The following is an 11,820-nucleotide window of genomic DNA, read 5'->3' as shown; positions in this document are numbered from 1 at the left end:
AATAGCAGCATTTTTAGGCAATTAGCGCGATTTCCGTGACATCTATAACCGACTAAAAACTAAAGTGCTGCTCTAAAAATTACAGGCCGTTTTCCAATTGAAAAATCATTTTTTCCGCGCTGACATTGAAGGTCAGCAGTAAGTCGACGCCTTCAGTCTTAGTCACAAATTCAGTTTGCACTTCAGCAAATCGAGTTTGAGCGCGTGTTGCCATGCTTTCGGCATCCGCTTGAGCGCTATCGCCAACAAAATTTAACGTCAATAACGTATCGTGCTCATCAATAACGGCGCCGATATCGACAAAGCTGCCGCAATCGGTGCAAGTGTCGTTCACTGTCGGGCTCTGTGCTTCTATTATGCCTTTCATCTGTATTCCTTAATGTATAGAGCGACTGATTAACGGCATCACTAAAATATGCTCGTTAAATTTTTAACGTGGTAAATTTTAACTCGATAGGTTAATACGAATTATAGGTAATTAAGCTTCAAGATAACTGGCTTTAGCTCACGCTTATTTATCGAAATGGATCAGATTGACCCGATGTGTATTGAAGATCACTTGCGGGAAGACGGCCTTAGGCTGAGGCGAGCAAAGACACAAGATTACGTTGGATTGCCAATTGATCAGCAAAGTGCATGATCTCGACTTTGGGCGCGGTTAGTTGGCCCCTTTGCCTCAGCTGAGTGACATGGTCACAGTTACTTAACGCTTCTGCCATTGCGACTGACTCGCCGCCACGGATGACTAAGGCTTCCGGTCGCAATGCTTGTTGTAATTGAAACGCACGTGGACCTTGAGCCATAAAAATACTGCTGTTATCAACCACTGGTTCAGCAGACGATAAATCCGCCATTAAACTTTGCTGCGGTGGTAATTCGAACTGACGCTGTAATTTTTGCGCCATATCGAGTTCATTTTGCCATTGGAATTGTGCCATGTCCCGTGCGTCAACCGACAGTAACGACAGCAACAGGGCGAATTCGCCCCGTCTGTCGTTTTCTATCGCCGCGTTTAAGCGGGTGCCAATTTGGGCTTCGTTGACTAAAGGAACATCAATTTGCATAAAAAAACATCGTCAAAACAATTCGTTGTTAGTTAATCGACCATTTGATACATAACTTTAGGAATATTTTTAAATTGGGTATTTACATGGAAAAGGTTTCTGACTACTATGGCGGCCGCAATTGAGGAGGGGTTCCCGAGTGGCCAAAGGGATCAGACTGTAAATCTGACGGCTCAGCCTTCGAAGGTTCGAATCCTTCTCCCTCCACCATTTGCACTGCAAGTTTTATCGTGTTGTTCGAAAATGATGTAGAGTTTTACAAAAGCGTTAAAGGTATTCGTGGAGGGGTTCCCGAGTGGCCAAAGGGATCAGACTGTAAATCTGACGGCTCAGCCTTCGAAGGTTCGAATCCTTCTCCCTCCACCATCTTTATCTCTAACGCAGAGAATCATTTTCAAAAACTAAACATGGCCAATGTTTAGTTTTGTCTTGATAAACAAGTCCGTTATTGATGATGTTTTGAAAGACAATTTTAAAAGTCAGTTGTAAAGCTAAAAAGAAAGTTTGTGGAGGGGTTCCCGAGTGGCCAAAGGGATCAGACTGTAAATCTGACGGCTCAGCCTTCGAAGGTTCGAATCCTTCTCCCTCCACCATTTCTTTCACTCTCGCATATCCTTCTTGTTCCACTTCCGCATAGTCTTTTCCAACTTAATCTGACTGTTCCAGCTTAATCTAATTAAATTCTTGGCATTTCTATATTAAGTAAACCTCTTGGTGAGCGACATTGGTTTTTGATTTCAATTACGTCGTGCTCGACTTTAAGCGAATGACTTCAAGGTCATCCAATAAAACCGCTTTGCCCGTCCCTGTGATATGCTCTGAAAATGATCCCTTTCGATGTGACTACTATGATTTCTAACACGATTCAACCACCAGTGGATTCTCACAGCGCTCACAGACTCTGCCCAACATGGGAAGCCCACGCGATAGGCAAGATTGAAGCGGATTTTCAGCGCAGCGCCGATACCCACTTGATTAAGCTTGAATTACCTATGCTCGATGGCATAGATATTTATCTTAAAGATGAAAGTACCCACCCGACAGGGAGTTTGAAGCATCGCCTCGCCCGCTCACTCTTCCTCTATGCCCTGTGTAACGGCTGGATTAAGCAAGGCACGCCGATTATCGAATCCTCATCGGGCAGCACAGCGATTTCTGAAGCCTATTTTGCCCGTTTACTCGGTTTACCTTTTATTGCCGTGATGCCCAAAAGCACGGCTAAAAAGAAGATTGAGCAGATCACTTTCTATGGCGGTCAATGTCATTTTGTCGATCATTCCAGTGAGATTTACGAAGAATCGGCGCGCCTTGCCGCAGAGCTTGGCGGCCATTATATGGATCAATTCACCTACGCCGAGCGTGCAACCGACTGGCGTGGCAACAACAATATCGCTAACTCGATTTTCAATCAGATGGAGCGCGAGCCACACACAATCCCGCGCTGGATAGTGATGAGCCCCGGCACTGGCGGCACATCGGCGACCATAGGCCGCTACATTCGCTATCAGAGGTTGGCAACACAACTTTGCGTGGTCGACCCGCAAAACTCCGTTTTTTTTGATTTCTATCAGAGCGGCGATGCCAGCTTAACCTGTTGCAATGGCAGTAAGATTGAAGGCATAGGTCGACCGAGAGTCGAGCCATCGTTTATTCCTGGAGTTGTCGATACTATGCTGCAAATTCCCGACGCCGCATCAGTGGCGACAATTCATTGGTTAGAACAATTAATTGGCCGTAAAACCGGCGCATCCACAGGAACCAACCTGTACGGTGCATTACAACTGGCTGTACAAATGCAAGCGCGTGGAGAGCAAGGCTCAATAGTGACCCTCATTTGTGACTCGGGTGAGCGTTACCTTGATACTTATTACGATACAGATTGGATTACAGCTAACATCGGCGATATTGCGCCCTATCAGCGCCAACTTGCAGCATTTAATCATTTCGGCCAGTTAAGTGAGCTTGTTTAAGCAACTGTATTAAGTCGTTAGGTTTAGAATCCACAAAACATCCACCATAAAAAACGCCCCACAACTGTGAGGCGTTTTTTATGCTTTGCAGATTAGCATTAATCAATATTCAAATACTTATGGGTCTGGATCGATAAGCGCCAATTACGGGCGATACACACTTTCATCGCCAGTTCTGTCGCTCTAGGCTTTTGACTAATCGGCTGCAGGCAAATCGTTTTCGCTGAAATATCGATGTCTTGCAGTAACTCATCAAGTTCATCGATGTGATTTTCAGTAGCGATAGGATGCTTAATCTCATTGGCACGGTTCAGCGCCTGTGCTAATACCTGATAGCCCCCTTTCATGTTCACCTTGGGTGATACTGTCACCCAAGTGTCATCAGCACAGTTGATTTCGAAGGTGCCACTGGTTTCGATTTGAGTCGCAAAGCCTTGACTGTGCAAGGTCTCGGTTAATTCGCGTAAATCATACATACAAGGCTCACCGCCGGTGATCACGATATGCCGCGCAGTAAAACCTTTAGCGAGAAAGGCAGCGATAAGACTTTGCGCCGTATGATCAGCCCAGCGACCAATGGTGCCGTCCACGGTAATCACTTGCTCTGGCGAGACCTTATTGGCTTCAAGCACATCCCATGTCTGTTTCGTATCGCACCAAGCACATCCCACGGGACAACCTTGTAGGCGGACAAATATGGCGGGCACTCCGGTAAAGACACCTTCACCTTGAATGGTTTCAAATACTTCGTTGACAGGGTAATTCATACTGACGTTCCACTTTTCTGGGGCGGCATTTATAGTGGATTTTAGCTTGAGCTGCAAGTTTTTGCGCCGAGAAAGCCTATTTCGACCCTATAGTCAGAGTTTGCAAGCCCAATGGCCTGAGTTACACTAACGCCCTATTTATACCTGTTCTACGGTGAAGTGAAATCCTTTATGTCAACGAGCTTAGTGTCAAAAACAGTGGTGTCCAAAGCAGTGGTGGTATTCAGTGGCGGACAAGACTCAACAACTTGCCTTATTCAAGCCCTAACCCAGTACGATGAAGTACATGGGATCACTTTTGACTACGGTCAACGTCACCGCGAAGAAATAGAAGTTGCCAAATCCTTAGCAAAACGCTTGAAGATCACCAGCCATAAAGTCATGGATGTCACCTTACTCAATGAGTTAGCTATTTCAGCCCTCACCCGTGATGCGATACCGGTTTCACACGAGTTGATGGAAAATGGCTTACCCAATACCTTCGTGCCCGGCCGTAATATTTTATTTTTAACGCTTGCAGGTATTTATGCCTATCAATTAGGGGCGCAGGCGATTATCACAGGCGTGTGTGAAACCGATTTTTCAGGCTACCCAGATTGTCGTAACGATTTTGTCAAAGCGATGGAATCCGCCTTAGTTCAAGGCATGGATAAACAACTAAAAATCATCACGCCTTTAATGTGGCTCAATAAGGCACAAACCTGGGCTCTGGCGGATAAATATCAGCAACTTGATCTGGTTCGCCACCATACTCTCACCTGCTATAACGGCGTGATTGGCGATGGCTGTGGTGATTGCCCTGCCTGTCATCTTCGCAAACGTGGATTAGATGACTATCTACAGAATAAAGTAGCGGTCATGGCTGAGCTTGACGCCAGCGAGCCAAAAGCATGACACGCAGTCCCTATTGGGTTGCGCTGATGGTGAGCCTGATCTGTGCGGGTTTGTATGCCGCAGGCTTAGCAAGCCCCACTGTCGATAACTTACTCGCCTATCGCCGCAGTGCAATTAGTGAGGGTGAATGGTGGCGATTAATCACTGGAAATTTACTGCACACGAATCAATGGCATCTATTGATGAACCTTGCAGGGCTCTGGGTGGTGCTATTTTTGCACCATTTTCATTATCATCTCAAAGGCTTAAGTGCACTATTTTTCGTATTATGTTTACTTGAAGGTATAGGCTTGTATTTAGGCTATCCGCAATTGCTCGGTTATGTCGGCTTAAGCGGTATGTTGCATGGCTTGTTCGCCTACGGCGCAGTGCAGGATATTGTCCGTAAGCTGCGCTCAGGCTATCTGCTGCTCGTTGGCGTTATCATCAAGGTCGGTTACGAACAGCTTTATGGTGCCAGCAGTGATGTCACCGCCATGATAGGTGCGCGCGTAGCAACCGAGGCGCATTTGGTCGGCTTAATCTGCGGGCTGATTTGCGCTTTAGCGGTGTTTATCAAGCTAAAAATGAGCCCATCAAAAGTCCCTGCTTAATCCAAATCAAGATATTAAAAAGCCGTCGCAGCATAATTGCTGGACGGCTTTTTTAATGCTAAGCGCAAGAATAAATCTAGGCTTTGATCAACAGGTCCCGCAGGTGCTTGACTTCATCACGCATTGCCGCCGCTTGTTCAAACTCTAAGTTGCGCGCATGTTCATGCATCTTCTTCTCAAGCTGATCGATTTGATGGCTCAACTCTGCCGCATCGGCTTTATGGTAATGGGACTTAGGCTCAGCCACTTTGCCATACACAGCTTTACTGTCGCGGCCATCATCCACATCCATCACATCGGTGATCCGTTTAACGACGCCCTTAGGCGTGATACCGTGTTTTAAGTTGTGCGCCCGCTGACGTTCACGACGTCGGTCAGTTTCACCTATCGCTTTCTCCATCGAATTGGTGATGCGATCGGCATAGAGGATCACTTTACCATTGACGTTACGCGCCGCGCGGCCAATCGTTTGAATGAGCGAGCGTTCAGAGCGCAAGAAGCCCTCTTTATCGGCATCTAAAATACACACCAATGACACTTCAGGCATATCTAAGCCTTCGCGCAATAAGTTGATCCCAACCAATACATCAAACTTACCTAAACGCAGATCGCGGATGATCTCAACCCGTTCGACAGTGTCTATGTCCGAATGCAGATAACGCACTTTTACGCCATGTTCGTCGAGGTATTCGGTCAAATCCTCCGACATACGCTTAGTCAGCGTCGTCACTAACACCCGCTCATTGACGGCCACTCGCTTGGCGATTTCAGACAATAAATCGTCCACTTGGGTTCCAACAGGGCGCACTTCTAATTCAGGATCGAGCAATCCCGTTGGCCGCACAACCTGCTCAGCTATCTCGCCTTCGCTCTTTTCCAGCTCGTAGGCACTCGGTGTTGCCGACACATAGATAGTTTGCGGCATCAATTGCTCAAACTCTTCAAACTTGAGCGGACGGTTATCCAAGGCGGACGGTAAGCGGAAACCGTATTCGACAAGTGTGGTTTTACGGGAACGGTCACCTTTGTACATAGCGCCGATTTGCGGCACAGTCACATGGGATTCATCGATAATTAATAAGCCGTCGGCAGGCAAGTAGTCGAGTAAGGTTGGTGGTCCTTCCCCTGGTGCGCGGCCAGACAAATAGCGCGAGTAGTTTTCGATGCCAGAGCAGTAACCCAACTCCACCATCATTTCCACATCGTATTGCACTCGCTCATGGATACGCTGGGCTTCAATTAACTTGTTGTTATCGAGTAGATATTGCTTACGCTCACGCAGTTCTTCTTTAATAAACTCAGTGGCAGCGATAATTTTTTCCCGCGGCGTGACATAGTGTGTTTTAGGGTAAACCGTCGTACGGGCGATACGTTTAATAATATGGCCCGTTAACGGGTCAAACTCACTTAAGCGTTCAATCTCATCGTCGAACAACTCGACTCGAATGGCATTACGCTCAGAATCGGCGGGGAAAATATCAATCACTTCACCGCGCACACGATAAGTACCACGTTGTAGCTCGATATCATTGCGCTTGTACTGCAATTCACTGAGACGAATTAAGATGTCACGCTGCCCCATCACATCGCCTTGGCGTAGATGCAGCAACATTTTTAAATAGGAATCGGGATCGCCCAAACCATAAATAGCCGACACCGAAGCAATCAGCACCACATCTTTACGCTCTAACAGCGCCTTAGTGGCGGATAAGCGCATCTGCTCAATGTGAGCATTAACCGAAGCGTCCTTTTCGATAAAGGTATTTGACGCGGGTACATAGGCTTCGGGCTGGTAGTAATCGTAGTAAGAAACGAAATACTCGACCGCATTATGGGGAAAGAACTCTTTCATCTCGCCATAAAGCTGCGCCGCCAAGGTTTTATTAGGCGCCATGATAATCGTGGGCCGACCTAACTTTTGGATCACATTGGCAATCGTGAAGGTTTTACCTGAGCCCGTCACCCCGAGTAAAGTTTGGCAAGCCAGACCCGCTTCGAGTCCATCGACTAATTTGGCAATCGCTGTAGGTTGGTCGCCTGCGGGGGCGAATTGCGATTCAAGCTGAAAAACAGATTCTGACACGCGCACATATCCTTTTAGTGAGTCGCCCCATTCTAATCAAGTCACCGACTAAGCTCCACAGTTATCCTTCCTGTCGTCATATCAATACGATCTAAAACCGCAAGATGACAATTTAAAGGAAGAAACATGAAACTTTTAAACTAAGGCGTTTTCAGCGTTTTTTGCTCACAAAACACCCGCAAACTAAGCAAAAATGCCAATTTAATACACAAGAAATCAATTTCGTTCGATTACAAAATTGCAACCTTGTTTTCACCCTCAACAAAAACCACTTGCTTTTAGTATGCATTTGATAATACTTAAATTTATTTTTGAACCCCAAAATAGTGCATTTTAAGTCCGCCGCCCATACCCCAAGGCTTTGGCGGCCATTTTTCAGGACAACTCACAGGGTTATCCACAGATTTTGTTGATAAGTCGAAATAACCTAGAAACCACGCGGGATTGGAGGCTGTCATGTGTCTTAACAACCGTCTCTCGGCATTTAGTAATTTAATTACATTTGATAAATGTTGCTACTTGTATCAATTTCACTAACTGTAATTAACACGCGCTGTGGTAGCGCATCTGGTGCCACAACTGATAGTGAAGTGCATCACTTCATTTGAAAAACAGCTCACGCTAATTCGATAAAGCCTCAATTAACACCTCCATCAACAACAGCAAACTTGTTAAAACAGAAAAACAGACTTTAACGGCGAAAAGATAACCCACGTTTTCTATCAGCATAAAGAACTGAGTAAATTCACATTACCCCACCTGAGATCCTTTTTTGAGCGGTTTGAGTCTTAAGTACTCGACCAAGTACCGAAAACGGTGTCGATTATTTAGCGAATGATTTCAATTTCATAGAATCACCGCTTAAAAACGATGGACTCAATTATGGCTATATTGCGAATTGTTAAGTGGTTTTTCACGAAAAATGTCGAATTCTGCACCACGATGCACATTAGATGAGCACTTAACAGCATAATTACACTTTTTTTAGTAACTCGAGTTGACTCATCCAACAGAGCGTTTTACTATGCGCTCCGTTCTCAACGAGTCGCTACGATTGTGTGAAACGATTCCCCTGTAGTTCAGTCGGTAGAACGGCGGACTGTTAATCCGTATGTCACTGGTTCAAGTCCAGTCAGGGGAGCCACTTTAAGCACATGATAAAAATGAGTTAGAACAAGCAGTAAGATAAGTTGTAAACAATTCCCCTGTAGTTCAGTCGGTAGAACGGCGGACTGTTAATCCGTATGTCACTGGTTCAAGTCCAGTCAGGGGAGCCAATTACATTATCAAGCTGAAGCATTAAAATGATTCCCCTGTAGTTCAGTCGGTAGAACGGCGGACTGTTAATCCGTATGTCACTGGTTCAAGTCCAGTCAGGGGAGCCAATTTAAGCAAGCTAAAAAGTCGATAGTAATATCGCACCTCGATTCCCCTGTAGTTCAGTCGGTAGAACGGCGGACTGTTAATCCGTATGTCACTGGTTCAAGTCCAGTCAGGGGAGCCATTTAAAAAATGTTATTTCTGTAAAGTCGATAGCAATATCGCACCCTCTACTCCCCTGTAGTTCAGTCGGTAGAACGGCGGACTGTTAATCCGTATGTCACTGGTTCAAGTCCAGTCAGGGGAGCCAATTATTCTTAGTTTTGTTCCCGTGTCTTTGCCTCTTCTGGCTTCTAGTTACCCTATTCTTTTCCGTTTTGTTTTTAAGCAAATGCAGTTACACTGTTATCAGCTTATTAATAAAAATTTATGAGTGTCATCACACAGATAGCTGCAGTTAAGTATTCTTGACTTAAACTTATCCTGTTTGAGCTCACCCAAAAAAATAGAGCGGATTTTTATGGCCATGTCAAAATCATATCCAATTTTTTTACTGCTTATTTTCTTAGGTCTTTTTGCTTGGGTATATCAAAGCGAAAATAGCCAATTACAAATCCAACAACAGCAAGAACTGGATAGCTTTAAAACCAGTTTAACCCGCTACCAACAATGGCAAGGTGATGGCGCCGAACTCTTCAAAAAGCTTTCTGAAAATTACCCATTCCAATTTTTTCAATATATTGATGATACCGATGGCCAACGGAGTCATACAGAAGGTCGTTTAGACACCCAACATCCTCATCCTTTAGCCCGTTTATTTTCTATCGAGCTCAGTCATACACAAAAATTGGCAACCGGTCGTTTACAAGTCAAACTCAGTGCAAACCAAGCGATTGAAACTTCGATTAGTCATACTCAAAAGCTCGGTGTCATGTTACTGGTGGCTTACCTTATCTTGCTGTTAGTGTTTATTCTGTTAATGTCAAAACATAGGGCGGCGATACGTTATGCTGCTGATTATATTTCAAAAATACCTGAGTTAGGGTTTTCTGCTGTCGCATCATCAAAACTCACAGGTGAGCTCAACCCCATTGGAATATCCCTTGAAGAGTGTCGTCTTCAACTTAAAGCCCAAATCGATAAACTCAATCAAGAGAATGAAAAGCTGCATAAAGCGGCCTATCAAGACACTGTGACGGGTTTTGGTAGTCGCCAGCGCTTTACCCAAAAATTAGAAACCATAAGTAATCCCGATATTCCTCAATTGGGACTGATGGCAATGGTTAAGGCGACAGAGCTTGCGCAAATCAATCAAAAACAAGGGCGAACTGCGGGGGATGATTATCTTTCAAGGGTGGCAAATTGTATCCGCAAAGCCTGTAGTAAGTATTCAGACGCAGAATGTTTCAGGGTATCGAGCGCTGATTTTGCCATCTTTATTCCTGATGTCATGCTGAAGGATGCGCCAAAATTTTTAGATCAATTAAAAATTTATCTCGATGAATATTTGCAGATGACAAAAGCGGAATCTGTTGCCCATATCGGTTTAGTTCCCTATCATCAAGGTACCGATGCGGTTAATTTACTGACGATTGCGGATACCGCAGTCAGCATAGCGCAGACCCTTGGGCCTAATAGCTATCATATCCAAGAAAAACTCAATGGTGACGAGCAGTTTGGTGATGATCGCTGGAAAATGGCGATCAATGATTTAGTCACTCGCCAAGCATTAAAATTCTACCAACAGCCAATTCAGCCGTGTCGTACCGATGTAGAGGTTTACCGTGAGTTGTTGGCGCGCTTTTACAATAGCGAAGGTAAGTTTTTACCGACCACCACAGTGATCGCTATGGCCGAACGTCACGGTATGAGTTCTGAATTAGATAAACTGGTGGTGATCAGTGCATTAAGAATGCTTAAGGAAAACCCGACCATTTCGGGTAACTTTGGCATCAATATCAGCGCATTTTCTGCGCATCAAGATATGTTTGTCGCTTGGCTAAAGGACATTTTAGGCAAGCAAAAATACATCGCCTCGCGCTTAGTATTTGAGATCAATGAGTCAGGTATGCAGTCTAACTTAGGGGCAAGCTATAAGTTCGTTCGCGAAATACATAGCGTTGGATCACGGGTGTCGATTGAGCGTTTTGGCATGAGCTTTACGTCCTTCAAATTCTTCAGTGAAGTGCGCCCAGACTACATAAAGCTTGATGGCAGCTACACATCGAACATTGATGAAGACAGCAATAATAAGTTCTTCGTCCGTATGATGGTGGATGTTGCAAGACGGATAGGCATTCGGGTTATTGCGACCAGCGTCGAACGCCAAGAAGAAAAACTCACCCTCGAAAAACTCTTAGTTGATGGATTGCAAGGCTATTACATAGCACAGCCCCAAGCCATGGCGATTACAGATCAAATTTAATACTTTAACGGGTTAATTCGTCGCCAAAATTTACAGTAAAGATGGTTAACCCTGCATTCTATATGTTGTTTATGCAAACGGAAAAGTCGATAATACGGCCAAGATCCGTTTAGAAAAGTATTGAGATGACTGAATATCTCCTCTTGTTGATCAGTACAGTACTGGTCAACAATTTCGTTTTAGTGAAATTCTTAGGCTTGTGTCCTTTCATGGGGGTCTCCAGTAAACTGGAGTCCGCTATTGGCATGTCTATGGCGACCACTTTTGTGCTGACGTTAGCCTCGATTCTCAGTTACCTCGTCAACCAGTATCTATTATTACCCTTTGATCTGAGCTACCTGCGAACCATGAGCTTCATTTTAGTGATTGCGGTTGTGGTGCAATTTACTGAAATGGTGGTGCAAAAAACCAGTGCTGCACTGCATCGCGCTTTAGGGATTTACCTGCCGCTGATCACAACTAACTGTGCTGTGTTGGGTGTTGCCCTATTGAACGTTAACGAGAAGCACGATTTTATCCAATCGGCTATCTATGGCTTTGGTGCTGCGTTAGGCTTCTCATTAGTGTTAATTCTCTTCTCGGCGATGCGCGAACGTTTAGCAGCCGCAGATGTCCCCTTACCTTTCAAAGGCGGCGCCATAGCGATGATCACCGCAGGTCTTATGTCCCTCGCCTTTATGGGATTCACAGGATTGGTTAAGTAA

10 protein-coding genes and 8 tRNA genes are annotated in these 11,820 nt (G+C 45.0%); 13 read left to right on the top strand and 5 right to left on the bottom strand.

Translation table 11 applies throughout. From position 1 onward, the window contains the following. Window positions 1-79: 79 nt before the first annotated feature. Window positions 80-367 carry a DUF406 family protein gene (locus L5M18_RS01735; protein WP_113939682.1) on the bottom strand — a complete coding sequence of 96 codons (288 nt, stop codon included), beginning with the start codon at window positions 365-367 and terminating at the stop codon, window positions 80-82. 208 nt (window positions 368-575) lie between these two features. After that, entirely contained in the window at window positions 576-1,064 is a 489-nt protein-coding gene (locus tag L5M18_RS01730) for a VC2046/SO_2500 family protein (RefSeq protein WP_263141936.1), read from the bottom strand. A gap of 125 nt (window positions 1,065-1,189) precedes the next feature. On the opposite strand from L5M18_RS01730, the gene L5M18_RS01725 reads away from it, so the two are divergent. The 4 genes from L5M18_RS01725 (at window position 1,190) to L5M18_RS01710 (ending at window position 3,034) form a co-directional block, all read left to right on the top strand. Then, a tRNA-Tyr gene (locus L5M18_RS01725) sits at window positions 1,190-1,274 on the top strand. Between the two features lie 71 nt (window positions 1,275-1,345). After that, window positions 1,346-1,430 (top strand) — tRNA-Tyr (locus tag L5M18_RS01720). A 142-nt stretch (window positions 1,431-1,572) separates the two neighbouring features. Then, window positions 1,573-1,657 (top strand) — tRNA-Tyr (locus tag L5M18_RS01715). 231 nt (window positions 1,658-1,888) lie between these two features. Next, window positions 1,889-3,034 carry a PLP-dependent cysteine synthase family protein gene (locus L5M18_RS01710; RefSeq protein ID WP_263195808.1) on the top strand — a complete coding sequence of 382 codons (1,146 nt, stop codon included), beginning with the start codon at window positions 1,889-1,891 and terminating at the stop codon, window positions 3,032-3,034. A gap of 98 nt (window positions 3,035-3,132) precedes the next feature. On the opposite strand, the gene queE is transcribed toward L5M18_RS01710, so the two are convergent. Continuing rightward, on the bottom strand, window positions 3,133-3,801 hold the full coding sequence (queE, locus tag L5M18_RS01705; protein ID WP_113939680.1) for a 7-carboxy-7-deazaguanine synthase QueE: 669 nt from the start codon (window positions 3,799-3,801) through the stop codon (window positions 3,133-3,135). 171 nt (window positions 3,802-3,972) lie between these two features. Between queE and queC the strand changes: the two genes are divergently transcribed. Continuing rightward, the gene (gene queC / locus L5M18_RS01700; protein WP_263195807.1) at window positions 3,973-4,695 is read left to right on the top strand and encodes a 7-cyano-7-deazaguanine synthase QueC; all 723 of its coding nucleotides are present in this window, start codon (window positions 3,973-3,975) and stop codon (window positions 4,693-4,695) included. Next, window positions 4,692-5,288 carry a rhombosortase gene (rrtA, locus tag L5M18_RS01695; protein ID WP_105252448.1) on the top strand — a complete coding sequence of 199 codons (597 nt, stop codon included), beginning with the start codon at window positions 4,692-4,694 and terminating at the stop codon, window positions 5,286-5,288. The genes queC and rrtA overlap by 4 nt, the downstream gene beginning before the upstream one ends. 76 nt (window positions 5,289-5,364) lie before the next feature. Here rrtA and uvrB read toward each other — a convergent pair whose 3' ends face one another. After that, a complete protein-coding gene (gene uvrB, locus L5M18_RS01690; protein ID WP_028760013.1) occupies window positions 5,365-7,371 on the bottom strand; it encodes an excinuclease ABC subunit UvrB in 2,007 nt (668 codons plus the stop codon). A 305-nt stretch (window positions 7,372-7,676) separates the two neighbouring features. Further along, window positions 7,677-7,829, bottom strand: coding sequence for a hypothetical protein (locus L5M18_RS01685; protein ID WP_158497640.1), 153 nt, complete (start codon window positions 7,827-7,829; stop codon window positions 7,677-7,679). Window positions 7,830-8,439: 610 nt separating this feature from the next. Here L5M18_RS01685 and L5M18_RS01680 point away from each other — a divergent pair. From L5M18_RS01680 to rsxA, 7 genes are all read left to right on the top strand, one after another. Beyond that, window positions 8,440-8,515: transfer RNA gene (locus L5M18_RS01680), tRNA-Asn, on the top strand. Between the two features lie 57 nt (window positions 8,516-8,572). Then, window positions 8,573-8,648, top strand: a tRNA-Asn gene (locus L5M18_RS01675). A 32-nt stretch (window positions 8,649-8,680) separates the two neighbouring features. After that, window positions 8,681-8,756 (top strand) — tRNA-Asn (locus L5M18_RS01670). 43 nt (window positions 8,757-8,799) lie between these two features. Beyond that, window positions 8,800-8,875, top strand: a tRNA-Asn gene (locus L5M18_RS01665). Between the two features lie 50 nt (window positions 8,876-8,925). Beyond that, window positions 8,926-9,001: transfer RNA gene (locus L5M18_RS01660), tRNA-Asn, on the top strand. A 210-nt stretch (window positions 9,002-9,211) separates the two neighbouring features. Continuing rightward, window positions 9,212-11,116 (top strand): GGDEF domain-containing protein, encoded by a 1,905-nt coding sequence (locus L5M18_RS01655; RefSeq protein WP_219233606.1) that lies wholly within the window; start codon window positions 9,212-9,214, stop codon window positions 11,114-11,116. Between the two features lie 125 nt (window positions 11,117-11,241). Then, window positions 11,242-11,820: an electron transport complex subunit RsxA gene (rsxA, locus tag L5M18_RS01650; RefSeq protein WP_006081543.1), complete on the top strand. Its 579-nt coding sequence runs from the start codon at window positions 11,242-11,244 to the stop codon at window positions 11,818-11,820.

This window comes from Shewanella sp. SM20 (assembly GCF_025654545.1).
In the GTDB taxonomy this organism is placed as follows: Bacteria; Pseudomonadota; Gammaproteobacteria; order Enterobacterales; family Shewanellaceae; genus Shewanella; species Shewanella oncorhynchi.
The sequence above is the reverse complement of the archived record's forward strand: the minus strand, read 5'-3'. Positions and strand labels throughout refer to the sequence as shown.